Source organism: Stenotrophomonas sp. RIT-551 (assembly GCF_026241915.1).
Lineage (GTDB): Bacteria > Pseudomonadota > Gammaproteobacteria > Xanthomonadales > Xanthomonadaceae > Stenotrophomonas > Stenotrophomonas bentonitica_A.
In genome coordinates this window covers 310,668-335,946 of record NZ_JAPJIU010000002.1, presented here as the reverse complement: position 1 = coordinate 335,946, position 25,279 = coordinate 310,668, and the positions used below count along the sequence as shown (strand labels likewise).

Below are 25,279 nucleotides of genomic sequence, written 5' to 3'. Positions count from 1 at the left end.
CCTGGAGCGAAGGGAGAACCCGGCGCCAGGCCGGGCGGGATCGCGGCCACCGATGGGCGGCCGCGATCGGGCAGGGCATCAGGCGCGGGCGACCTGGTCCAGCAGCCACTGGCTCAGCAGGCCGACCGGGCGACCCGTGGCCATGCCGCGCTTGCCTTCATCGCTGGCCACGCCGGCGATGTCCAGATGGGCCCAGCGCTGGCCTTCGGTGAAGCGCGACAGGAAGCAGCCGGCGGTGATCGCACCGGCCCAGCGGCCGCCGATGTTGTAGATGTCGGCGAAGCTGGAATCCAGCATCGGCTGGTACTCGTCCCACAGCGGCAGGCGCCAGGCGCGGTCGAACACGTGCTCGCCGGCGGCCAGCAGTTCGTTGGCCAGGTCGTCGTGCTTGGTCATCAGGCCGGCGGTCTGGTGGCCCAGGGCAACCAGGCAGGCACCGGTCAGGGTGGCCACGTCGATCAGCGCGGCCGGCTCGAAGCGCTGCGCGTAGGTCAGCGCGTCGCACAGGATCAGGCGGCCTTCGGCGTCGGTGTTGCCCACTTCGATGGTCTTGCCCGACATCGAGGTGATCACGTCCGAGGGGCGGTAGGCGTTGCCGTCGATGGCGTTTTCCACCGCCGGCACCACCACCACCAGGTTCAACGGCAGCTTGGCCGTCACCGCCGCGACGAAGGTGCCGATGACGTTGGCGCCACCGCACATGTCGTACTTCATCTCTTCGATGCCGCCCTGGGTCTTCAGGTTGACGCCACCGGTATCGAAGGTGATGCCCTTGCCGACCAGCACGTAGGGCTTGGCGTCGCCGCCGTTGCTCCACTTCAGCACCACCAGGCGCGGGCGGTTGGCCGAGCCACGGGCCACGGCCAGCAGCGAGCCCATGCCCAGCGCTTCCATCTGCTGCTCGTCCAGGATCTCCGCTTCGGCGCCGTCATGGGCCTGGGCGAAGGCGACCGAGGACTCGGCCAGGTAGGCCGGAGTGCAGACGTTCGGCGGCAGGTTGCCCAGTTCGCGGGCGTACTGCACGCCGGCGGCGATCGCCTGGCCCTGGGCCAGCGCCTGGGTGTCGGTGCCGGCGATGGCCAGCGTGGTCAGGCCGGGTTCGTCGGCCTTCTTCTTGCCCAGCGTGGCGCTGTAGCGGTAGGCGGCGTGGTCGGCGGTGATGATGGCCTGGCGGATGTTCCAGGCGGCATCGCGGCCCTTGACCTCGATCTCGGTCAGGGTGAACAGCGCGTGGTGGTTGACCCCGCTCTTCAGGGCGCGGCTGGCATCGCCCACGGCCTTGAGGTACTGCGGCACGCCGAACTTGGCCGGCTCACCGAGCCCGACCACCAGCACGCGTGCGGCGGCGACGCCGGGCAGATCGTGCAGTACGGTGGTGTTGCCGGTCTTGCCGCCAACGTCGCCGCGGGCGATCAGGGCCGACAGGCGGCCGCCGGATGCGGTGTCCAGGGCCTGTGCCGCCGGGCTCAGGGTCTGGTCGGCATAGGCGCCGACGATGACGCAATCGCACTCGGCCGAGGCCGGGGCTGCGTGGTTCAGGGTGAATTCCAGGGCCATTGATCAGATTCCGTTGGCAAATCCGTACAATCGCGAGCTGTTTACGTCCCGTCAGTAGACTGGGCAGCACCGCGAACGAATCCGAGAGTTTAAACCACCGCCCCATGTCGAAGCTCGATCGCTATCTCCTGCGTGATTTCGTCCAGAGTTTCCTGGCCACCCTGATCGTGCTGCTGGTGGTGAGCGTCGGTGGTGTCCTGGTGGACATCCTCGGCAACATCGCCGACGGCCGCCTGCCTGCCCGCCTGCTGTTCTCCCAGCTGGGCCTGCAGTTCATCGTCTATATGCCGCTGATCCTGCCCCTGGCGCTGATGCTGGGCCTGCTGCTGGCCACGGCCCGGCTGTACCGGGACTCGGAAATGGCGGTCATCACCGCCATCGGGGTCGGCCCCAAGCGCCTGCTGCGCCCGGTGCTGATGCTGGTGGTGCCGGTGGTCGGGCTGATCGCCCTGTGCTCGCTGTGGCTGGGCCCCTGGGCCGACCGCACCGGCGAGACGATGATCGACGAGGCCAACCGCAGCGTGGTCATGGCCGGCCTGGAGGCGGGCAAGTTCACCCCGCTGCCCAACGGCGGCGTGGTCTACCTCTCCTCGGTCTCCCCGGATGGCACCCAGCTGGGCAAGGTCTTCCTGCAGCGCCAGAAGGAGGACCGCCTCGAAGTGATCTCCGCCGATCACGGCCGGATGTACTTCGAAGGCGCCAAGCAGCGCTATCTGGAACTGGACGATGGCCACCAGGTGGAAGGCCCGGCCAATGGTGCGCTGGACTACAAGCTGATGACCTTCGCCCGCAACGACGTGGCCATGCCCGACGGTGCCGAGACCCGCAAGGACGATGCCCCCGAGCTGCTGCGCACCACCCAGCTGTTCGGCGATGAACGCCCCGAGGCGCAGGCCCAGCTGCACTCGCGCATCGCCCCGCCGCTGATCGCACTGGCCTTCGCCCTGATGACCCTGCCGCTGGCCCGCAGCTCGCCGCGCCAGCAGCGCTATGGCCGGATGATGCTGGCCTTCCTGGCCTACATGGTCGGCATGAACCTGATGTTCATCGGCACCCGCTGGATCGCCGATGGCAAGATCCCCGCCGTGGCGGGCCTGTGGTGGCTGACCCTGCCGCTGCTGGGCCTGGCCCTGTGGATGTATTTCCGCGACGGCAAGCTGTCGCGCCCCCGGAGGACCGCATGAACGTGTTGCGCCCCATGCGGTTTGATCTGTACCTGGGCCGTGCCGTGTTCGGCACCGTCCTGCTGACCTGGGCGGTGCTGGTCGGCCTGGACGTGGTGATGGCCTTCTCCGGCGAGTTCAAGGACGTCGGCAAGGGCAGCTATACCCTTGGCCACGCCGCCGCCTGGGTGCTGTACACCGTGCCCAGGCGTGCCTACACCTTCTTCCCGACCGCCGCCGTGATCGGCGCGCTGATGGGGCTGGGCCAGCTGGCCGCCACCTCCGAACTGACCGCGCTGCGTGCGCTGGGCCTGTCGCGCAAGCGGCTGAGCGTTTCGGTGGCGATCGCGCTGTCGCTGATGACCGCGGTGATGGTGTTCAGCGGCGAAACGCTGGGCCCGTGGGGCCAGAGCAAGGCCGACGACATCAAGATCAGCGCCAAGTGGGGCAGCAGCCTCAGCGCGGCCCGCTATTCGGGCGTATGGGCGCGCGAAGGCGATACCTTCCTCAATGCCCAGAGCGGCGATGAGCAGTTGCAGGCCGGCGGTGGCACGCGCCTGATCCTGCACGACGTGCGCCTGTACAAGATCGCCGACGACGGCCGCCTGGCCTCGCTCACCTATGCCACCACCGCCGAGCATGGCGCCGACGGCTGGGTGTTGAACAAGGTCCGCCGCGACACGTTCGGTGAGCGTTCGGCGACCCGCGAGACGGCCGAGTCCGAGCCGTGGGATTCACGCCTGGATGCGGCGGCGCTGGCCAGCGGCATTTCCAAGCCGCGCAATCTGACGGCGATGGATCTGCGCACCAGCATCGAGTACCGCAAGCGCAATGGGCTGGATGCGCGCGATTACGAGGATGTGTACTGGAGCCGCTGGTTCTATCCGATCAACGTGCTGGCGCTGTGCCTGGCGGCGGTGCCGTTCGCGTTCGGTTCGCTGCGCAGCGGTGGCATGGGCAAGCGGTTGTTCCTGGGCATTCTGTTCGCGCTGGGCTTCTGGTTGCTGCAGTTGTTCTTCGGCCGTATGGCAGGTGCGTTGAAGTTCGATTACCGGATTGCGTATGCGTTGCCGCCGATCGTGATGATGGTGGTGTCCGGGTTGTTGTTCCGACGTAAGTCGGGCTGATTTCTCTGCTCGAACGCTGGACGCTAGACGCGGAAGTCAAAAGCCGAAGCCGAAGCGGCCTCCATGTGCTCTCGAGCCAGGCGCGACGGGCTCGCCATTCCGGGACCCGCCGCAAGTCCCGCTCCGCGGCCCGGCCCAGCCGCTGGCGGCTGTGCGTTCGATCGGATGCGAGGCAGTGCCTCGCGAGCCATCCGCTCTCACCCATGTAGGCTCGTGTGCTGCCATCCATGGCAGCACACGGTCCCGGCCTGGCAATCCCGCCGCGCCTCCGATCGTGTGCTGGTGGGGAGGGGAGAGCAGCCGGGCATGGCCCGGCTCTACCCGTTCTGATGGAATGCGCAGGCGCCTTTGCTCGTGTCGAATCCTGTTGGTCGAGCGGCAGAGCGGCAGAGCGGCGAATGAATTTATCGATTGAGCCAACGTTCGACTTCGCGATGAAGGTTGCGCTCCTTGAGGCATCTTGATCGCGACACTCGGTGTTCAGCGCGATACCTCAGGCACGCAGTAATTCCGCTTCTACCAACCGAATTACGTGATCTGTCAATGCGGAGAGGCGCAGCCCATTTCAGGACCGTAGTGCGCCATGGATGGCGCACTACGAGCCTACATGGACGTACTTGCGGCGGGTCCAGAAATGGGTTGCGCCTCTCCGCAAACGCAGAGAAAAAGAGACGCTGCTTGTTGCTGTTTGCTGTTTTCTGTTTGCTTCACGGCTTCGGCAGCCGCACAACCCGCGTCCCGCTGGCGCGGTCATGCCAGGTCAACCGCTGCCGATCCACCAGCGCCCACCAGAACCCCAGGCCGGCCGCCAGCACCGACAACGTCCCCACTGCATACCGCCGCCACAACTGCCCGCGCGACGGTACCGTGCCGTCCAACGACACCACCTGCAACCGCCACGGCCGCATTCCCAGCGTCTGCCCACCGCGGCGCCAGCTCATCGTCGCGTACAGCCCCGTCACGCCCCAGCAGCACGCCCACAACGCCCACTGCCACGCACTGAACGGCGCGATGTTTTCCCGCTCCGCATGACCGCTCAACGTATAGACCGCCACGAACACCGCACCGAGCAGCATCCACAGCGCCAGCGCCGGGAAGAAGTCGTACAACAGTGACAACAGCCGCCACGGCAGCAACGATGCAGGGCGATCAGCAGCGGGGGACGACAGCGCGGTATCAGTCATGACCCGGAGCATACCCGGCCCGCGGCCCCCGTTCGATGGCCCACGCACGGTCTGCTCCGTATGCTGTCCGCATGTCCGACGCCACCACCCCCGCCCTGCGCCGCCAGCTCATCCAGCACCTGCCCGAGCTGCGCGATGACGACACCCTGCGCATCCAGCGCTTCCTCGACACCGCCTGGGCTGAACACGGCCTCGCGCGTGCCAGTCTGGACAGTTACCGGCGCGATCTGGAAGGACTCGCGCGCTGGCGTGATGGCGCGGCCGGAGGGCTGGCCGGTCTCGATCGCGCTGGGCTGTTCGACTACCTGGCCTGGCGCTCCCGCCATGGCTGGTCGCCGCGCAGCAATGCCCGCCTGCTCTCCGCGCTGCGGGCCTTCTTCGCCGATGCCGTGCGCCGCGGCGAGCGCACGGACGACCCAAGCGCGCTGCTCGACCCGCCCAAGCTGCCGCGGCTGCTGCCCAAGGCGCTGGCCGAAAGCCAGATCGATGCGCTGTTGGCCAGTCCCGATATCGAGACGCCGCTGGGGCTGCGCGACCGCGCCATGCTGGAGTTGATGTATGCCGCGGGCCTGCGTGTCAGCGAACTGGTCAACCTGCCGGCCAATGCGGTGAACCTGCGCCAGGGCGTGCTGCGCGTGACCGGCAAGGGCAGCAAGGAACGCCTGGTGCCGCTGGGCGAGGAGTCCCAGCACTGGCTTGAGCGTTATCTGGCCGAATCGCGGCCGCAGCTCACCGGCAAGCGCAACGTGCCGACGCCGCAGGACGGCGCCGTGCCGATGTTCCTGGAGCCCTCCCTGCATCCCTTGAGCCGCCAGCAGTTCTGGGGGCTGGTGAAGAAGTATGCGGTGCTGGCCGGGATCGACCCGGCCCGGATCAGCCCCCACGGCCTGCGCCACAGCTTTGCCACCCACCTACTCAACCGTGGCGCGGATCTGCGCGCGCTGCAGATGCTGCTGGGCCACAGCTCGCTGTCCACCACCCAGATCTACACGCTGGTGGCCCGCGAGCACCTGCAGAAGCTGCACGCCAAGCACCATCCGCGCGGCTGAGGGGCGGGCAGAACCTGGCCGCGCGTCACCGTTCCACTGCGGTCCAGCTGCGTGGGCAGGCAGCTGTGCGAGAATCCAGCCTGACCTCTTACACCGGAATGCTCGATGCTCCGTGTTGCCATTGCGGCGCTCTTCGGCGCGCTCAGCCTGACTGCCTGCGCGCAGCAACCGTCCGCTCCGGCGGCCACATCCACTGCCGCCGCCCCGGCCGCCGCCGGTGATGCCGACCAGCGCGTGCGCACCGCGCTGCAGCAGCTGGACCCCAACTTCAAGCCCGATTTCATCGGCGCCGCCCCGTTCCCCGGCTTCCGCGAAGTGCTGGTCGGCGGCCAGGTGCTGTACGTTTCCGATGACGGCCGCTACCTGATGCAGTCCCAGCCGTACGACATCCAGAACAAGGCCCCGGTCAGCAGCCAGGGCCTGCTGAGCTACCGCCGCAAGCTGCTCGATGGCGTGCCGCATAACGAGCGCATCGTGTTCGCCGCGCCGAATGCCAAGTACACCGTCAGCGTCTTCACCGATATCGAATGCGGCTACTGCCGCAAGCTGCACCAGGACATCGCCGAGCTCAACCGCAACGGCATCACGGTGGAGTACCTGGCGTTCCCGCGCATGGGCCTGGGCAGCCAGGACTACACCGACATGATCTCGGTGTGGTGCGCGGCCGACCGCAAGCAGGCCCTGACCGCAGCCAAGACCGGCAAGGCCGTCACCCCGAAGAACTGCACCAACCCGGTGGCCATGCAGTACAAGCTCGGCCAGCAGATGGGCGTCAACGGCACCCCGGCGATCTTCGCCGCCGATGGCACCCAGCTCGGTGGCTACCTGCCGCCGGCCCAGCTCAAGGCCGCGCTGGAACGTGTCTCTGCAGGCGGCAGCCGCTGAAACAGAACGCCCCGGCCAGGCCGGGGCGTTTTTTTTACTCCGCGCGAGCGCCCTGTTCGATCAACGGGGCTGCGTCCGGCGCGACGGCATCACTTCAAGCCGTCACTGATCGCCTTGGTCAGGGTGCCCTGCGCGTCATCCCCGCTGAACTCCCAGAAGAATGCACCACCCAGGCCCTGGGTTTTCACGTAGCCCATCTTCTCGGTGACCATCGCCGGCGTGTCCACGCTCCAGAATGTGGTGCCGTTGGAGATCCACGTGGCCTTGGCGACGCTGTCGGTGTAGACCGGCCAGTTGAGGTTCTTGAGCACCTTCCAGTCTTCGATCCCGGCCTCGTACGTGCCCGGTGCCGCGCCGCTGGCGCTCCTGTAGAGCCCGTTGTTGCCACTGGCCACGCCGGTCCAGCCGCGCCCGTAGTAACCGATGCCCAGGTTCAATTTGCTGGCCGGCACACCGCGGCTGAGGAAGGCCTCCATCGCATCATTGCTGTTGTAGAACTTCTGGTCGCCCGTGGAAGGATCGGCCGGTGAATCGAACAGCGCCGAGTGATGGTTGGTCTGCGGATCCCACGCGCCGTGGAAGTCGTAGGTCATCACGTTGATGAAATCCAGGTACGGGTGGTAGCTGGCCGGATCGGTCACACGGATCTTGTCCACGCCTGCGCCCACGGCGACCGTCAGCAGCAGGCCGGGCCGCACGGCGTCGAGCTGGCGGCGGAATTCGGCCAGCAGGGCGGTGAAGTTGGCATTGTCGGCCGGTGTGCCGCAGCTCAACCCGCAGGCCACCGGGTACTCCCAGTCGATGTCGATGCCATCGAACACGCCCAGTGCCGCACCCGCGCCGCCGGCACCATCGGCGACCGGCAGGTTGCCCTTGATGTAGGCATCGATGCACGAGGCCACGAACGCCTGCCGGTTGGCCGGCTGCGCTGCGCTGGAGAACCCGCGCGACCAGGTCCAGCCGCCGAGCGAGATCAGCACCTTGATGTTCGGGTGTTTGGCCTTGAGCTGCTTGAGCTGGTTCCAGTTGCCACGCAGCGGCTGGTCCCAGGTATCGCCGACGCCGCTCACGCTGGCCCCGGCAGCGAAGGATTTGCCGTAATCAGCGTATGCATCGCCGCCCACGCCGGTATTCGGGTCGGAGGCCTGGGTCACGCCCACTTCGCAGCGGTTGTTGCGCACATTGCCGAAGGCGTAGTTGATGTGGGTCAGCTTCGCTGCCGAGCCGCTGGTATCGATGTTCTTGACCTGGTAGTTGCGGCCGTAGATGCCCCATTGGGTGAAGTAGCCGATCACCCGCTTGTTGCCGCCGCCCCCGCCACCGGCAGCCGTGGTCACGCTGATCGAACTGCTCTGCGCCGACGCATTCCCGGCGTTGTCACGCGCGCGCACCGTGTAGGTGTAGGCCGTGCTCGCGGTGAGGCCGCCGTCGGTGTACTGGGTGGCACTCGGCGAGCCGACCAGGCTGCCGTTGCGGTACACGTCGTAGCCGGCCACGCCGCTGCCGCCGCTGTTGTCGGTGGCGGCATTCCAGGTCAGGTTCACCGTGGTGGCAGTCCTGGAAGGTGAAGCCAGCCCACCCGGCACGCTGGGCGGCGTGGTGTCGTTGCTGGCTGCGGTGACGGTCACGCTGACCGTGGCCGAGGAGGTCACCGCATTGTTGTTGTCGGTGGCCACCGCCTTGAAGGTGTGGCTGCCCGCCGAGGCATTGCTCCAGACCACGCTGTACGGCGCGCTGGTGTCGATGCCCAGCGAGGTGCCGCCGCGGAAGAATTCCACCTTGCTGACGCTGCCGTCGGTATCGCTGGCGTTGGCGCTCACGGTGATGCTGCTGCCGGCGGTGAAGCTGGCCCCGGCGGTGGGCGAGGTCAGGCTGACGGTGGGCGGTTGGTTGCTGCCGCTGCCATCGCAGGCGCCCAGGTTGGTGTAGTAGGGCGCGCCGGCCGGGTGGTCCGGCGGTGCGTTCCAGATGTCCTGGTTGGCGCGGTACAGCACGCCTCCCTTCTGCAGGGTCTGGCCGGCCAGATAGATGGCCGCGCCGTTCCATTCGGGCGCCCCGGTACAGTTCGCGGCCTGCACCAGGGTGGGCGTGCCGGCCGCGGCGGCCAGGGCCAGGGCCAGCAGCCAGCGCCGCGAGCGCAGGGTGGGGGCTGGGGAGGTAAACGATGTCACTGCACGACGCGCAATCGGGTCTGGCATGGTCGGTCTCCGATCAGGTGGTGTGCGCATGCCGCCGGGATGGCGGCATGCGTGCAGCAGTTCCGGACGCCGGTGAGAGAGGCCGGCAACGACATGGGGGACGGACGGCACCTGGCCGTGGGCCAGGTGGTGATAACGTTGTCATGTAATCGGCGGCCAATCCGTGAACCAGTGCATGGTTCGGGTGTGAACTGGGCTGGGCACCGCCTGGGCCTGCCGATCCCCGGGGCCGGGCCGCGGCGGCCGAGTTGGGTACAATAGTGGGCCCCGTTCCCAACCACGGTTCCCCGGACATGATGGTCCTCGAGGGCGCATCCGCCCTTTCGCCGTTCCGCCGCGAACGTCTTGAATCCCGCCTGCAGTCCCTGGCCGCCGATCTGCGCATCACCGGTGCCTGGCATGTCTACTTCATCCAGACCGAGGGCGATGCGGCCCCGGACCCGGCGATCCTGAGCCGGATCCTGGAAGCCCAGCCCGCGCTGGCCGGGCGTGAGGACGGGGCGGTATCGCGCTTCGTGGTGCCGCGGTTGGGCACGCTGTCGCCGTGGTCGAGCAAGGCCACCGAGCTGGTCCGCGGTGCCGGGCAGCCGATCCGCCGGGTCGAACGTGGCCTGCGTATCGATCTGGCCGGATGGCCGGCCGACGCGGCCGCGCAGGAAGCGGTGATCCGCGCGCTGCACGACCCGATGACCCAGTCCGTGCTGGCCGAGACCGCGCAGGCGCAGGCGCTGTTCAGCGCCCCGGCCCGCGGTGAGCTGGAACGGATCGCGCTGGATGACCTGGAAGCGGCCAACACCCGCCTCGGCCTGGCCATGGCCCAGGACGAGATCGACTACCTGCGCCAGCGCTTCGGCGAACTGGGCCGCAAGCCGTCGGACGTGGAACTGATGATGTTCGCGCAGGCCAACTCCGAGCACTGCCGCCACAAGATCTTCAATGCCAGCTGGACCATCGACGGTGCCGAGCAGTCGCACTCGTTGTTCCGGATGATCAAGAACACCCACCAGCAGACCCCGCAGCACACGTTGAGCGCCTACAGCGACAACGCCGCGGTGGTCGCCGGTTTCCCGGCCGCGCGCTATCGCCCGGACCCGGCCAGCGGCCAGTACCGCAGCGAGGCCGTGGTCGATTCGGCGTTCTGCATCAAGGTGGAAACGCACAACCACCCGACCGCGATCGCCCCGTTCCCGGGTGCGGCCACCGGTGCGGGCGGCGAAATCCGCGATGAAGGCGCGACCGGCCGCGGCGGCAAGCCCAAGGCCGGCCTGACCGGCTTCTCGGTCTCGCACCTGCGCATCCCGACCCTGCCGCAGCCGTGGGAAGCGCCGCGCGCGCTGAACCCGCGCATGGCACCGGCGCTGGACATCATGCTGGACGGCCCGCTCGGCGGCGCCGCCTTCAACAACGAGTTCGGCCGCCCGAACCTGCTCGGTTATTTCCGCAGCTTCGAACTGCCCGAAGGGCAGGGCCTGACCCGCGCCTACGATAAGCCGATCATGCTGGCTGGTGGCCTGGGCGCGATCGACCAGAACCAGGTCGAGAAGCTGCGCCTGCAGCCCGGCGATGCGGTGATCGTGCTCGGCGGCCCGGCGATGCTGATCGGCCTGGGCGGTGGTGCCGCCAGCTCGGTGGCCTCCGGTGAGAGCGCCGAAGACCTCGATTTCGCCAGCGTGCAGCGCGACAACCCGGAAATGGAACGTCGCTGCCAGGAAGTGATCGACCGCTGCGTCGCGCTCGGCCTGGACAATCCGATCCGCTGGTTCCATGACGTCGGCGCCGGTGGCCTGTCCAATGCGATTCCCGAACTGCTGCACGACTCCGGCGTGGGCGGTGTGATCGATCTGGGCAAGGTGCCCGCCGATGACCCGTCGCTGTCGCCGATGCAGCTGTGGTGCAACGAATCGCAGGAACGCTACGTGCTTGGCGTGCCGCAGGCGCGTCTGGCCGAGTTCGCCGCGCTGTGCGCACGCGAGCGCTGCCCGTTCGCCGCGGTCGGTGTCGCCACGGCCGAAGAGCGTCTGGTCGTGGCTTATGGCGCGACCGTGGGCAACATTCCGGCCGATGCCCCGATCGACCTGCCGATGGACGTGCTGTTCGGCAAGGCGCCGAAGATGCACCGCGACACCGTGCACCCGCCGGCGCCGCGCTGGCCGGCGCTTAAGACGGCCGGGCTGGACCTGCATGAAGCGGGTCTGCGCGTGCTGGCCCATCCTTCGGTGGCCTCGAAGAACTTCCTGGTCACCATCGGTGACCGCAGCGTCGGTGGCCTCACCGCGCGCGAGCAGATGATCGGCCCGTGGCAGCTGCCGCTGGCCAACGTCGCCATCACCCTGGCAGGCTTCGATACCGTCGCCGGTGAAGCGATGGCGATTGGCGAGCGCACCCCGCTGGCCCTGCTGGACGCGGCCGCCTCGGCGCGCATGGCGGTGGGTGAAGCGATCACCAACCTGTGCGCGGCCCCGGTCGACGCGCTGGAAACGGTCAAGCTGTCGGCCAACTGGATGGCCGCCGCCGGGCACAATGGCGAAGACGCGCTGCTGTACGACGCGGTGCGTGCGGTCGGCATGGAGCTGTGCCCGCAGCTGGACCTGAGCATTCCGGTCGGCAAGGACTCGCTGTCCATGCAGGCGCAGTGGCAGGCCGATGGCCAGGCACACAAGTCGGTCTCGCCGGTCTCGCTGGTGATCTCGGCGTTCGCGCCGGTCGCCGATGCCACCGGCCAGCTGACCCCGCTGCTGGACCGTGACGCCGACAGCGAGCTGTGGCTGATCGGCCTGGGCGCCGGCAAGCAGCGCCTGGGCGGCTCGATCCTGGCCCAGGTGCACGCCGACCATTCCGCGCTGCCGGCCTTCGCCGGTGCGGTGCCGGACCTGGACGATGCGCAGCGCCTGCGTGCCTTCTTCGAACTGATCCGTGATGCACGCCAGGCCGGCCTGCTGCTGGCCTACCACGACCGCAGCGATGGCGGCGCGTTCGCCGCGTTGTGCGAAATGGCCTTTGCCTCGCGCCTGGGCCTGGACATCACCCTGGATGCCTGGGGCGATGATCCGTTCCGCAGCCTGTTCAATGAAGAACTGGGTGCGGTGGTGCAGATCGCCAAGGAAGACCGCGCGGCCTTCGCTGATCTGGTCGAGCGTCACGCACTGACCGAATGCGCCCAGCGCATCGCGCGTCCGACCACCGCGCCGGTGGTACGCGTCTCGCTGCAGGGCGAAAGCCTGGTCGAGTGGCGCTGGGAAGCGCTGTTCGATGCGTGGTGGTCGGTCACCCATGCCATGCAGAAGCTGCGCGACAACCCGGACAACGCCGACCAGGAGCGTGCCATCGCGCGCAACTTCAACGCGCCGGGCCTGAAGCCGAAGCTGACCTTCGATCTCAACGAAGACGTGGCGATGCCCTTCATCAACACCGGTGCGCGCCCGCGCGTGGCGGTGCTGCGCGAGCAGGGTGTCAACGGCCAGATCGAAATGGCGAACGTCTTCGAACGTGCCGGCTTCAGTTCGTTCGATGTGCATATGAGCGACCTGATCGAAGGCCGTGTCGCGCTGTCCGATTTCACCGGCCTGGTGGCCTGTGGCGGTTTCAGCTACGGCGACGTGCTCGGTGCCGGCCGCGGCTGGGCCACCTCGGTGCTGGAGCGCAGCGCGCTGCGCGATGCCTTCGCGGCGTTCTTCGCCCGCGAGGACAGCTTCGCGCTGGGCGTGTGCAACGGCTGCCAGATGATGAGCCAGCTCAAGGACATCATCCCCGGTGCCGAGCACTGGCCGCAGTTCCGCCGCAACCGCAGCGAGCAGTTCGAAGCACGCACCGCGTTGCTGGAAGTGGTGGAATCGCCGTCGATCCTGCTGCGTGGCATGGCCGGTTCACGCCTGCCGGTCGCGGTGGCGCATGGTGAGGGCCAGGCGGTGTTCGCCAATGCGGTCGATCAGGCGGCAGCCCGCGTGTCGCTGCGTTACATCGATGGCGACGGCAACGTAGCCACCCAGTACCCGTTGAATCCGAACGGCTCGCCCGACGGCATCACCGGTCTGACCACCACCGATGGCCGCACTACGATCATGATGCCGCACCCGGAACGCACCCCGCGTGCGATCAACCACAGCTGGCATCCGCAGGACTGGAACGGCGATTCGCCGTGGCTGCGGATGTTCCGCAACGCAAGAGTATGGTGCGGCTGATACTGCGCATCGCCTCCCATGCGAGGCAGTGAAAACCGCGTGAAGAAACCGCCGGCTTGCCCGGCGGTTTTCTTTTGTACGCCCCACAACATGATCGGCAGCAATGAGTTACATCGCGTTACAACGTGAAATGACGTTATCGCCGTTACTCACATGCATCTAACAAAATCCTTCAATAACGCGTGGTTTTTGTGACGCACTTCGCGGTCATATGAATTTCAATGTCAAAGTCTTGACGTTGTTCAAACTGTACGTTAACACTGCATCCTCATTTCGACAGCGTTCAGTTCCACAGTAACCGCATGGATGGCGTGCACGCTGTAGGTATCTGCCAGCCATTGCGCATAACGCAGTAAATCAAGCGAAAAAACGCCCCCAGGGGACGTTGGACCACGCGGTCCGGCGTTGGCGTCGCTTTGCCTAAAACCAGCCTAATCAGGAGCCGCATCGATGAATCGGATTTATCGCAAGGTCTGGAACAAAGCACTGGGGCAGATGGTCGTCGCCTCGGAATTGGCCAGCAGCCAGTCCTCGGGTGTCGTCATCGATCAGCGCCGAACCTCTGGCGGACGCAACACCGCACTGCTCTGCGCCGCCATCGCGTTGACGCTGGGAGTGGGCATGGCAGGCGGCGCGCAGACAGCGCGTGCGCAGTCGGTGGAGGTGGGTGGGAACGCGAACTGCGTGGTTCTGAACAGCACCGTCATCGACAGCTGTGTCGTTGATGGCAATGCCACCGCCTCGGGCAGCAATGCGGTGGCGATCGGCAGCAACAGCACGGCCTCCGGGGCGAACAGCGTGGCGCTCGGCGCCGGCTCGAAGACCAACCGCGCCAACACGGTATCGGTGGGTGATGCGGGCAAGGAACGGCAGGTTACCAACGTGGCCGCCGGCACCGCCGCCACGGATGCGGTGAACAAGGCGCAGCTGGACAAGGTTGCGGTGGCAGCCGAAGGCGCGACCCGCTATTTCAAGGCCGACGGTGACGGCAACGATGCCGACGCGGCGAAGATCGATGGCGAAGGTGCACTGGCCGCAGGTGCCAGTGCCAACGCGGACGGTGACGGCGCAACGGCGCTCGGCCAAAGCAGCCAGGCCATCGGCAATGCGACCACCGCAGTGGGCAGCGAAGCACTCGCGGTCGGCCTCGGGGCAAGTTCGTTCGGCCAGGGCAGCCTGGCCTTCGGTGATGCGAGCATCGCACTCGGCCAGAGCGCTGCGGCGTTCGGTCTGGGCGATGTCGCGCTCGGTGCATCGGCAGTGGCGGCCAGTGAAAACGGCGCGGCCACCGCGATTGGCGGTCTTGCCGAAGCCAGCGCCGATGGCGCGACCGCGATTGGTGGCGGCGCACTGGCTATCGGCCCGGGCAGCACCTCGCTGGGCCGCGGTGCGGCCAGTGCCGGCGAAGCGTCGGTGGCGGTCGGTGCGTTCAGCGTCGCGGTCGCCGATTTCAGTGCAACGCTCGGTGCGAATTCCGCTGCGGTTGCGGTAGGCAGCGTGGCGCTCGGCGCCGGCTCGTACGCCGAGCGCGTCGACACGGTGTCGGTCGGCAATGCGCAGAACGGCCTGCGCCGCCAGATCACCAATCTCGCCGACGGCACCGATGACAGCGATGCGGTGAACAAGGCGCAGCTCGATGCCGTCGGCGGCGTCGCCGCCAACACGGACAAGTACTTCCAGGCCACCGGCAGCAGCGCCAGCGATGCCGGTGCCTTCGCGGCAGGCGACAACGCTACGGCGATCGGTGAAGCATCCAACGCGCTGGCCGATGGTGCGACCGCGCTCGGCAGCGGCGCCACGGTGACCGGGCAGAACGCGACGGCGGTCGGTTACAACGCCAGCGCCACCGGCCAGAACAGCTCGGCCTTCGGCACCAATGCGCAGGCCAATGGCCCGGGCAGCGTGGCGGTCGGCGGTGCTGCGGTGGATGCCGATGGCAATCCGCTGATCACCAATGGCGGCGTACCGGTCGATACCGGCGCGACCAGCGCCGGCGTGGGCGGCACGGCGGTCGGTGCAAGTGCGGAAGCCTCCGGGTTCGCTGCGTCGTCCTACGGCGTCGGCGCTTACGCGGCCGGTGCACAGGCGTCGGCCTTCGGCGCGGTGGCCAACGCCACCGGCGACTATTCCACTGCGGTCGGTACGCAGAGCGTGGCGACCGGCAACAGCAGCACGGCCATCGGTGGCCCGGCGGATCTGCTGCCGGGGCTGGGCTTCTTCGTGCAGACCCAGGCCAGCGGCGAAGCCGCCACGGCCGTCGGCGCAGGTGCGATCGCCAGCGGCGATTACGCCGTGGCCAACGGCACCCTGAGCGAAGCCTCGGGTACTGAAGCCACCGCCGTAGGCTACTTCGCCTATGCCCCGGGTGAGGGCGCCACTGCACTCGGCGCGGAGACCTGGGCCAGCGGGGAACTGAGCACGGCGGTCGGTTTCTACAGCACCGCGCGCGGCGCCAACAGCGTCGCGCTCGGCGCCAACTCCACTGCCACCCGTGACAACACCGTCTCTGTCGGCGACGTTGGCAATGAGCGGCAGATCACCCATGTCGCTGCCGGCAGCGAAGCGACCGATGCGGTCAACAAGGCCCAGCTCGATGCAGTGGCCAGTTCGGCCTCGGCGACATCGGCGCAGTTCAAGGCAAACGGTGCGGCGGGCGGTGCGGTCGGTGCTTACGCGCAGGGTGAGGATGCGCTGGCGGCCGGTGAGGCCAGCAACGCATTGGGGGCCGGTGCAACGGCAGTGGGTGGCGGCGCGACCGCCGTCGGCGATGACACCGTCGCGCTGGGCCGTAACAGCAGCGCCACCGGCAATGGCAGCGTCGCCATCGGTGGGCTGGGCCAGGCCTACGACGAATACAACCAGCCGCTGGTCGATGAGCAGGGCAATGCGATCCTGATCGGTGCGACCGCGGCGCCGGACAGCGTGGCGGTCGGTGCCGGTGCACAGGCTACCGGCACCACCAGCAACGCCTTCGGCAGCGGCGCGCAGGCCACCGGCAGCAACAGCCTGGCCAGCGGCTACAAGGCCCGCGCGACCGGCGACTACAGCGTGGCGCAGGGCGACAATGCCTTCGCCAGTGGCGAAGAAACCACGGCCACCGGTGCCTATGCATGGGCCACTGCCGATGGCGCCACCGCCTTCGGTTCCAGTGCATGGGCGACCGAAGCCAACGCGACCGCAGTCGGCCAGTCGGCCTGGGCCAGCGGCACCGGATCGACCTCGATCGGCTACAACAGCTGGGCGCGCGGCAGCAGTTCCACCGCGCTCGGCCGTGGTGCCTTCGGCTACGGCGACAACAGCGTCGCCGTCGGCTTCCAGGCCCTGGGCAACAGCATCAACACCATCGCCATCGGCACCAATGTGGTGGCCGGCGGTGAAAGCGCGATCGGTATCGGCGCCGGCAGCAATGCCAGTGCGTCCAACAGCGTGGCGCTCGGCGCGGGTGCGGTCGCTGATCGTGCCTACACCGTCTCGGTCGGCAACGATGGCCGGCAGCGCCAGATCACCCAGGTCGCCGCCGGTACCGAAGGCAGTGATGCGGTCAATCTCGATCAGCTGAGCGCAGCCACCGATCAGTTCCAGGCCAGCGGTGACGGTGTTGCCGTGGCAGGTGGCGAGGAAAGTGTGGCCGCCGGCGCAAACGCGGCGACCGATGGCGATTACGCCACTGCCGTGGGCTCGAGCAGCTTCGCGGCCGGTACCGGCGCATCGGCTGTCGGCAGTGGTGCCTTTGCCTTGGCCGACAACGCCAGTGCCGTCGGCTTCAACGCCGTGGCCAGCGGTGCCAACGCAAGCGCAACCGGTGCCAACGCACAGGCGACCGCCGAATACGCAACAGCCAGCGGTGCCGAAAGCCTGGCCTCGGGTGAGCAGAGCACCGCGACCGGTGCGGCCAGCGTCGCCTCCGGCGCCGGCAGCCTGGCCGGTGGCGCGCTGTCCGACGCGGCCGGTGAAGAGTCCGTGGCGTTGGGCTACTTCAGCAGCGCCAGTGGCGACGGCGCGACCGCGGTAGGTGCCGAAAGCGTGGTCAGTGGCACGCTGTCGGCCGGCTATGGCTTCGCCTCCGAAGCGACCGCCAACTACACCACCGCGATCGGCGGGTATGCCGTGGCCTCGGCCTTCAACGCCACCGCGCTGGGCAGCTTCGCGCAGGCGACCGGCTCCAACAGCGTGGCCCTCGGTGGTGATGCTGAAGCCTCCGGTGCGTACAGCACCGCCACCGGCCAGGGCAGCCTGGCCAGTGGCATCAACAGCGTGGCCGTCGGTGGTGCGCTGTTCGGCCTGCTGCCTACCGAAGCGTCGGGCAATTACTCCACGGCTGTCGGTGGTGGGGCATGGTCGCCCGGCGTGAACAGCACCGCGCTCGGCAATGCAGCAACCTCCACCGGGGCCAACAGCGTTGCGCTGGGCGCGGACTCGATCGCCGACCGCGATGACAGCGTCTCGGTCGGCAGCGCCGATGCGCAGCGCCAGATCACCCACGTCGCCGCCGGTACCGACGGCACCGATGCGGTGAACGTAAACCAGTTGAATGCGGTGGCCGATGCGGCCGCCACCACCAGCAAGTACTTCCAGGCCAGCGGCAGCGACGACAGCGACGCCGGTGCCTACGTGGAAGGCGACAACGCGCTGGCGGCAGGGGAGGCCGCCAATGCCATCGGCAACGGCGCCAGCGCACTCGGCAGCGGCGCCACCGCCATCGCGGACAACGCCACGGCCGTCGGTTTCAATGCCCTGGCCAGCGCTGACGGCGCCGCGGCCCTGGGCAGTGACGCGCAGGCGACCGGCGAAGACAGCGTGGCGATCGGCAACGGCGCCAGTGCCAGCGAGATCGGTGCGAGCGCCACCGGCGCCGGTGCACAGGCCGGTGGTGCATACGCCACGGCGACCGGCAGCCAGTCCACGGCGGCCGGCCAGCAGGCCACCGCCAATGGCTTCCGCGCCAATGCCTCCGAAGCCGGTGCATCGGCCTTCGGCAGTTACAGCGAAGCGACCGGCCAGCTCTCGTCCGCGCTGGGCTACGGCGCGGTCGCCTCCAACGCCTATGCCGTGGCGGTGGGTGCGGCCTCGACGGCCTCCGGCGCTGGTGCGGTGGCGGTGGGTGAGTACTCCGAAGCCACCGGCGATGAGAGCGTGGCGATCGGTGGCACGACCTTCTTCGGCCTGCTGCCATCGCGCGCATCGGGTACCGGTGCCTCGGCCTTCGGTGCGGGCGCGTGGGCAACCGATGATTACGCCACGGCAATCGGCTGGAACTCGTGGGCCGATGCGGGCAATGCCACGGCACTGGGTGCCAGTGCCAGCGCGGAAGGCGTGAACAGTGTTGCGCTCGGCGCCGGTTCCACCGCGGATCGCGACAACTCGGTCTCGGTCGGCACCGCCACCGCGCAGCGGCAGATCACCAACGTCGCCGCTGGTACGGAAGGCACCGACGCGGTGAACGTCGATCAGCTCAGTGCGGTCGCCGATGTGGCCGAAACCACCAGCCGGTTCTTCCAGGCCTCGGGCAGCGGCAACGGCGATGACGTCGGCAGCTTCGTCGACGGGGCGTATGCCACTGCGGCGGGTGAGGCGGCCAATGCGTTCGGTACCGGGGCCTCGGCCTACGGCAGCGGCGCGCTGGCGTCGGGGCGCAACGCCTCTGCGTCGGGCTTCAACGCCTCGGCCACGGCTGACTCGGCGACCGCCATCGGTGGTGCGCTGTATTACGAAGATGAGAACGGCAACGTGTTGCTCGACAAGGCCACCAGCGCCAGCGCCGTCGGTGCCACCGCGCTCGGTGCGGGGGCGCAGGCCGACGGAAGCTTCAGCACTGCGACCGGTGCCGGTGCCACGGCGGCCGGGCTGCAGTCCTCGGCCTTCGGCTACAGCGCCGAAGCCGGCAGTGACTACAGCACCGCCGTCGGCACGTTCAGCGCAGCCAGCGGCGTGCGCACCACGGCGTTGGGCTACGGGGCCGAAGCCAGTGGCGATTACGCCTCCGCACTGGGCTGGGGCAGCGCCGCCTCGGGCAGCTACGCCAATGCGATCGGCTACGCATCACAGGCCAGCGGCGACAACAGTGTGGCTGCCGGTTCCAACGCCTGGGCAACCGCGGCACGCACCACGGCGGTCGGGCAGCTGGCCTGGGCGACCTCGCAGGGGTCCACCGCCATCGGCCAGGACAGCTATGCCTACAGCGGCATCAATGCCACCGCGCTGGGCACCAGTTCGTCGGCCAGTGGTGCCGGCAGCGTCGCGCTCGGCGCCGGTGCCCGCACCAGTGAAGCCAACGTGGTCTCGGTCGGTGGCGGTAACGGCACCACCGGCCCGGCGACGCGGCGCATCACCAATGTCGGGGATGCGGTCAATGCCAGTGACGCGGTGACCAAGTCGCAGCTGGACTCGGTCGCTGCCACGGCCGATGCGGTCGGCAAGCACTTCCAGGCCAGCGGCAGCGGCGTGGCCACGGCCAGCGGCAGTGATGCACTCGCCGCCGGTTCCGGCGCCACCGCCAGCGCAACCCGCAGCAGCGCGCTGGGTACGGCGGCGGTCGCCTCGGCCACTGGCGCCACCGCGGTCGGTGCCGATGCCTCGGCACGCGGTGCCAACAGCACCGTGATTGGTCGCCAGGCCTCCACCAATGCCACCAACGGCGTGGCGATCGGCAACGGTGCGTTCGCCAGCAACGGGGCCAACAGCATCGCGATCGGGTCGGCGGCAGGTGTCTCCGGTGCCAACGCGGTGGCCTTGGGCGCCGGCTCGCGCGCGGTGGAAGCCAATGTGGTCTCGGTCGGCGGCGGCAACGGGACGGACGGTCCGGCCACGCGCCGCATCGTCAACGTGGGTGCCGGTCGCATCGCCGCCGGCAGCACCGATGCGGTGACCGGCGGCCAGCTCAACACCACCAACCAGCGCGTGGGTGCGGTGGAAACCCAGGTCGGTGATATCGACACCCGGATCGGCTCGGTCGAGAACGTCACCGCCAATGCGCTGACCTACGACGACAGCAGCCGCGACACGCTCACCCTCTCGGGTCTGCAGGGCACCACGCTCGACAACGTCGGCAGCGGTTCGATCGCATCCGGCAGCCGCCAGGCGATCAACGGCGGGCAGCTGTTCCAATCGCTCACCGATGTCGCCACCTTCCTCGGCGGCGGGGCCAGTGTCGGCATGCAGGGCGTGTTCGTTGCGCCGAACTATGTGATCCAGGGCGCGACGTACAGCAACGTGGGCGATGCACTGGGTGCGCTGGACCGCAAGGTCAGCGACCTCGATCAGCGTGTCGCCGGTGGCAGCAGTGGCAGTGCACGTGCACGGACTGCCTCGCTGGCGACTGCCAGCGTCGCAGCGGACACCAGCGGTGTGCAGGAGGCCAGCGTCATCAGCGCTGCCAGCGAAACCGCCGTCGCCAACGTGCAAGGTGCGCCGACCGCTGCAAGTGTCGGCAGCAGTCAGCCGATCAACGCGCCGGCCGCCGCACCTGCCGCCGTCAACGCGGTGGCGATGGGTGACGGTGCCGTGGCAAGCGGGGCCTCGGCCACGGCCATCGGCCAGGGGGCCACCGCCTCGGCGGCCAACTCGGTGGCGCTGGGCCAGGGCTCGGTCGCCGATCGTGCCGACACCGTCTCGGTCGGCAGCGTCGGCAACGAGCGACAGGTCGCCAACGTCGCAGCCGGTACGCAGGCCACCGATGCGGTCAACAAAGGCCAGCTGGATGGCGGCATCGCGACCGCCAACAGCTACACCGACCAGCGCTTCACCTCGATGGCCGACAGCTTCGACATCTACAAGGGCGAGATCGACCAGCGCCTGCGTCACCAGGACCGCCGCATCGATCGCCAGGGCGCGATGAGCGCGGCCATGCTCAACATGGCCACCAGCGCCGCCGGCGTGCGCACCCAGAACCGCGTCGGTGTCGGCGTCGGTTTCCAGGGCGGCGAATCGGCCCTGTCGCTGGGCTACCAGCGTGCGCTCAGCGAGCGCGCCACGGTGACCCTGGGCGGTGCCTTCAGCAGTGATGACAGCTCGGTCGGCGTGGGTGCCGGCTTTGGCTGGTAAGCCGTTTCAACGCAGGGCCGTGCGCGGCCCCGCCGCAACGCAATGCAAGGCCTGAGGGGGCGGGTCACGGGAACCCTGGCCAGGGCCGGCCAGGGAGCTCGCATGGAGTGTTGGCCTGAACAGTCGTTTGATCCATGACCTTGAAGAGGACGTCAACGTGACCAGTAAGCAGAACCTTCGCATCAATGTGCTGGCAGCCGCCGTGCTGTCGTTGTCCGCAGGCGCCAGCGCCTATGCCGCGGGCCTGCCGGCCAAGGAACCGGTGCGCCAGCCGGCTGCCGCCCAGGGCGCAGAGCGCATCATCGTCAAGTACCGCCCCGGCAGTGCCGCGGCCACGGATCGTTCGGCCAAGCTGACGGCCGTGCAGTCGGCGGTCGCCCGCGCCAGTGTCGGTGGCTCCGCCGCCGGGCGTGCCAGCGCGGTGAACCCGCAGATCGTGCGCAAGCTCGGTGTCGGTGCCGATCTGATCCGCCTGCAAGGCCGCTTGAGCCCTGCCGAACTGCAGAAGGTGCTGGCCGAGATCAAGGCCGATCCTTCCGTGCAGTACGCCGAAGTGGACGTGAAGCTGCAGCGCACCGATGTGCGCCCGCGCGACGCGACCCCGCAGCTGGTGCCGAACGATCCGTACTACGCGCAGTACCAGTGGCATCTGAACAGCGCTACCGGCGGCATCAATGCGCCGGCCGCGTGGGACATCGCCCAGGGCGAAGGCGTGGTGGTGGCGGTGCTCGATACCGGCATCCTGCCGCAGCATCCGGACTTCTCCGGCAATCTGCTGGAAGGCTACGACTTCATCAGCGACGCGGAAACCTCCCGCCGCGCCACCGATGACCGCGTGCCCGGCGCGCTGGATTACGGTGACTGGGTGGAGAACGACAACGAATGCTATGCCGGCTCGCTGGCCGATGACAGTTCCTGGCACGGCACCCACGTGGCCGGCACCATCGCCGAATCCACCAACAATGGCGTCGGCATGGCAGGCGTCGCGTACAAGGCCCGCGTGCTGCCGGTGCGCGTGCTCGGCAAGTGCGGCGGCTACCTCTCCGACATCGCCGATGCGATCACCTGGGCCTCCGGCGGCACCGTAGCCGGCGTCCCGGCCAATGCCAACCCGGCCGAGGTCATCAACATGAGCCTGGGCGGTGGTGGCGCATGCGATGCGCTCTACCAGGATGCCATCAACGGTGCGGTATCGCGGGGCACCACCGTGGTGGTCGCCGCCGGCAACTCGGCCTCCAACGCGGCCAACTTCCGGCCGGCCAGCTGCGCCAACGTGGTGGCGGTCGGCGCCACCCGCATCACCGGCGGCATCGCCTACTACTCCAACTTCGGCCCGGTCGTGGATCTGTCCGGCCCGGGCGGCGGCGGCAGCGTGGACGGCAACCCGGGCGGTTACGTGTGGCAGTCCGGCTACAACGGCCTGACCACGCCGACCTCCGGTGCCTACAGCTACATGGGCATGGCCGGTACCTCGATGGCCTCTCCGCACGTTGCGGCGGTGGCGGCGCTGGTGCAGGGCGCGGTCGCCGCGGCCGGCAAGGATCCGCTCACCCCGGCCGCGCTGGAAGCACTGCTCAAGCAGACCGCGCGGGCGTTCCCGGTGACCATCCCGACCGCCACCCCGATCGGCACCGGCATCGTCGATGCCAAGGCGGCCCTGGACAAGGCGCTGGAAGAAGAGTGCACCGAGAACTGCGGCCCGGTGGCGACCCCGCTGACCAACAAGGTCGCCGTGGGTGGTCTGAGCGGCGCCGGTGGCAGCGAAGTGCTTTACAGCTTCGAGGCGCAGGCCGGCAAGGTGCTGAGCCTGCTCACCTATGGCGGCAGCGGCAACGTCTCGGTATATGTGAGCCAGGGCAAGGAGCCGACCGCGACCGCGTTCGATGCCAAGTCCACGCGGCCGGGCAACAGTGAAACCGTGCGCTTCACCGCACCGGTGGCCGGAACGTATTACATCAAGGTGGTGGGCGAGTCCGCGTTCAGCGGCGTGAGCATTCTCGCCAACCAGTAATACGGGTAAACGCCACGGGAGTCCGTCATGTGACGGGCTCCCGTTTTTGCATCTGGACGGTGTGGAATCCCGCGTACGATCGCGGTGAACTGCTAAAGTCGCAGCGGTTGCCAGGAGAAGCTTCTTGAACGCGGTTGCCCAGGACCCCACTGCAGAATCCACCGCTGAATCCCGCATCGTCGGGGTATTGCTGGAGAAAGGCCGGCTCAAGGACAGCGATCTGGCCCGCGCGCGTCCGCTGCACCGTGAATCCGGTGGCAGCCTGCTCGGCCTGCTGGTCCGCCTGGGGCTGGTATCAGAGCGCGACCATGCACAGACCTGCGCCGAGGTTCTCGGCCTGCCGCTGCTCGACGCCAAGGCCGTGCCGGAATCGCCGCCCGAAGCGCTGCTGGACGGGCTGCCGCTGACGGTGCGATTCCTCAAGCAGTTCCATGTCTGCCCCCTCGCATTGCAGGACGACGCGCTGGATCTGTGGCTGTCCGATCCACAGGACCCGTATGCGGCCGATGCCGTGCAGCTGGCGATGGCGCTGCCGGTCCGCCTGCATGTCGGCCTGCGCTCGGAAATCGATGATCTGATCGAGCGCTGGTTCGGCCAGGGCCGCAGCGCGATGGGCGCGATCATCGAAACCGCGGACGGTGAAGGTGCGGCGGTCGACGACATCGAACACCTGCGCGACCTGGCGTCCGAAGCGCCGGTGATCCGGCTGGTCAACCTCGTGATCCAGCGGGCCGTGGAACTGCGCGCCTCCGATATTCATATCGAACCGTTCGAGAATCGCCTGAAGGTGCGCTACCGCGTAGACGGCGTGCTGATCGAAGGGGAGAGCCCGCCGGTGAATCTCACCGCTGCGGTGATCAGCCGCATCAAGATCATGGCGCGGCTCAACATCGCCGAACGTCGCCTGCCGCAGGACGGCCGCATCATGCTGCGCGTGCAGGGCAAGGAACTGGACCTGCGCGTGAGCAGCGTACCGACCGCGCACGGCGAAAGCGTGGTCATGCGCCTGCTCGACCGCGACACCGTGGTGTTCGATTTCCATCGGTTGGGGTTCACCGAGGCGTTCCTGCCGCAGTTCCGCAAGGTGCTGGAACAGCCACACGGCATCCTGCTGGTCACCGGGCCGACCGGTTCGGGCAAGACCACCACGCTGTACACCGCGCTGAGCCAGCTCAATACCGCCGACGTCAAGATCATCACCGTCGAAGATCCGGTGGAGTACCAGATCGAAGGCATCAACCAGATCCAGGCCAAGCCGCAGATCGGGCTGGATTTCGCCAATGCGCTGCGCAGCATCGTGCGCCAGGACCCGGACATCATCATGATCGGTGAAATGCGCGATCTGGAAACCGCGCGCATCGCGATCCAGTCCGCGCTCACCGGCCACCTGGTGCTGTCCACGCTGCACACCAACAACGCCGCTGGCGGCATCACCCGCCTGCTCGACATGGGCGTGGAAGATTATCTGCTCACCTCCACCATCAACGGCATCCTGGCCCAGCGCCTGGTGCGCAGGCTGGAGCCCCAGCACGCCCAGCGCTATCGCGCATCGCCCGAAGAGATCGAAAAATTCGGCCTGCGCCGGCTGCAGCCCGAGGGCGAGATTTTCCTGTATCGCGCGCAGCCCTCGGCGATCGCACCGACCGGATACCTGGGCCGGACCACCATCGTGGAATTCCTGGTGATGAACGATGCGCTGCGCAGTGCGGTGATGCGTCGGGCCGGGATGGGCGAGATCGAGCAGATCGCGCGTGCCGCGGGCATGCGCACCATGTACGAAGACGGGCTGTCCAAAGCCCTGCAGGGCCACACCACGCTGGAAGAAGTGCTGCGCGTGACGGAGGATGCCTGATGCGTGCCTGCGGCCAACACCGGGTGGGCGGCTGA

Annotated in this window: 11 protein-coding genes and 2 pseudogenes; 10 read left to right on the top strand and 3 right to left on the bottom strand. The window is 68.2% G+C overall.

The annotated features are described in order from the left end of the window. Positions 1-78 precede the first annotated feature (78 nt). Entirely contained in the window at positions 79-1,557 is a 1,479-nt protein-coding gene (locus ORK51_RS04150) for a leucyl aminopeptidase (protein ID WP_266084195.1), read from the bottom strand. 104 nt (positions 1,558-1,661) lie between these two features. Between ORK51_RS04150 and lptF the strand changes: the two genes are divergently transcribed. Then, positions 1,662-2,741, top strand: coding sequence for an LPS export ABC transporter permease LptF (lptF, locus tag ORK51_RS04145; RefSeq protein WP_266084193.1), 1,080 nt, complete (start codon positions 1,662-1,664; stop codon positions 2,739-2,741). Then, a complete protein-coding gene (lptG, locus tag ORK51_RS04140; protein ID WP_019182553.1) occupies positions 2,738-3,847 on the top strand; it encodes an LPS export ABC transporter permease LptG in 1,110 nt (369 codons plus the stop codon). The genes lptF and lptG overlap by 4 nt, the downstream gene beginning before the upstream one ends. 707 nt (positions 3,848-4,554) lie before the next feature. On the opposite strand, the gene ORK51_RS04135 is transcribed toward lptG, so the two are convergent. Further along, positions 4,555-5,043 (bottom strand): RDD family protein, encoded by a 489-nt coding sequence (locus ORK51_RS04135; RefSeq protein WP_070426585.1) that lies wholly within the window; start codon positions 5,041-5,043, stop codon positions 4,555-4,557. Positions 5,044-5,102: 59 nt separating this feature from the next. Between ORK51_RS04135 and xerD the strand changes: the two genes are divergently transcribed. Then, entirely contained in the window at positions 5,103-6,080 is a 978-nt protein-coding gene (gene xerD, locus ORK51_RS04130) for a site-specific tyrosine recombinase XerD (RefSeq protein WP_266084190.1), read from the top strand. Positions 6,081-6,185: 105 nt separating this feature from the next. Then, the gene (locus ORK51_RS04125; RefSeq protein WP_046272725.1) at positions 6,186-6,965 is read left to right on the top strand and encodes a thioredoxin fold domain-containing protein; all 780 of its coding nucleotides are present in this window, start codon (positions 6,186-6,188) and stop codon (positions 6,963-6,965) included. Positions 6,966-7,054: 89 nt separating this feature from the next. Here ORK51_RS04125 and ORK51_RS04120 read toward each other — a convergent pair whose 3' ends face one another. Further along, positions 7,055-9,163, bottom strand: a complete 2,109-nt coding sequence (locus ORK51_RS04120; RefSeq protein ID WP_266084187.1) for a glycosyl hydrolase family 18 protein — start codon at positions 9,161-9,163, stop codon at positions 7,055-7,057. A 293-nt stretch (positions 9,164-9,456) separates the two neighbouring features. Between ORK51_RS04120 and purL the strand changes: the two genes are divergently transcribed. The 6 genes and pseudogenes from purL to gspE all read left to right on the top strand — a co-directional run bounded on the left by purL (position 9,457) and on the right by gspE (position 25,244). After that, a complete protein-coding gene (purL, locus tag ORK51_RS04115; protein WP_070426588.1) occupies positions 9,457-13,341 on the top strand; it encodes a phosphoribosylformylglycinamidine synthase in 3,885 nt (1,294 codons plus the stop codon). A gap of 450 nt (positions 13,342-13,791) precedes the next feature. Continuing rightward, positions 13,792-18,651: pseudogene (locus ORK51_RS17900) on the top strand (ESPR-type extended signal peptide-containing protein); the annotation flags it as partial. A gap of 27 nt (positions 18,652-18,678) precedes the next feature. Next, a pseudogene (locus tag ORK51_RS17895) lies at positions 18,679-20,238 on the top strand (YadA family autotransporter adhesin); the annotation flags it as partial. Positions 20,239-20,493: 255 nt separating this feature from the next. Continuing rightward, on the top strand, positions 20,494-21,381 hold the full coding sequence (locus tag ORK51_RS17890; RefSeq protein ID WP_429000612.1) for a YadA family autotransporter adhesin: 888 nt from the start codon (positions 20,494-20,496) through the stop codon (positions 21,379-21,381). A gap of 157 nt (positions 21,382-21,538) precedes the next feature. Further along, positions 21,539-23,392, top strand: a complete 1,854-nt coding sequence (locus ORK51_RS04105; RefSeq protein ID WP_026069677.1) for a S8 family peptidase — start codon at positions 21,539-21,541, stop codon at positions 23,390-23,392. 124 nt (positions 23,393-23,516) lie between these two features. After that, positions 23,517-25,244, top strand: a complete 1,728-nt coding sequence (gene gspE / locus ORK51_RS04100; protein ID WP_019182544.1) for a type II secretion system ATPase GspE — start codon at positions 23,517-23,519, stop codon at positions 25,242-25,244. Positions 25,245-25,279 lie beyond the last annotated feature (35 nt).

Bases quoted from the DNA above. Each gene is read 5' to 3' on its own strand.
- lptF (WP_266084193.1), top strand. From the start codon at position 1,662: ATGTCGAAGCTCGATCGCTATCTCCTGCGTGATTTCGTCCAGAGTTTC.
- ORK51_RS04125 (WP_046272725.1), top strand. From the start codon at position 6,186: ATGCTCCGTGTTGCCATTGCGGCGCTCTTCGGCGCGCTCAGCCTGACT.
- ORK51_RS04135 (WP_070426585.1), bottom strand. From the start codon at position 5,043: ATGCTCCGGGTCATGACTGATACCGCGCTGTCGTCCCCCGCTGCTGAT.
- ORK51_RS17890 (WP_429000612.1), top strand. From the start codon at position 20,494: ATGCAGGGCGTGTTCGTTGCGCCGAACTATGTGATCCAGGGCGCGACG.
- lptG (WP_019182553.1), top strand. From the start codon at position 2,738: ATGAACGTGTTGCGCCCCATGCGGTTTGATCTGTACCTGGGCCGTGCC.
- ORK51_RS04150 (WP_266084195.1), bottom strand. From the start codon at position 1,557: ATGGCCCTGGAATTCACCCTGAACCACGCAGCCCCGGCCTCGGCCGAG.
- ORK51_RS04120 (WP_266084187.1), bottom strand. From the start codon at position 9,163: ATGCCAGACCCGATTGCGCGTCGTGCAGTGACATCGTTTACCTCCCCA.
- purL (WP_070426588.1), top strand. From the start codon at position 9,457: ATGATGGTCCTCGAGGGCGCATCCGCCCTTTCGCCGTTCCGCCGCGAA.
- xerD (WP_266084190.1), top strand. From the start codon at position 5,103: ATGTCCGACGCCACCACCCCCGCCCTGCGCCGCCAGCTCATCCAGCAC.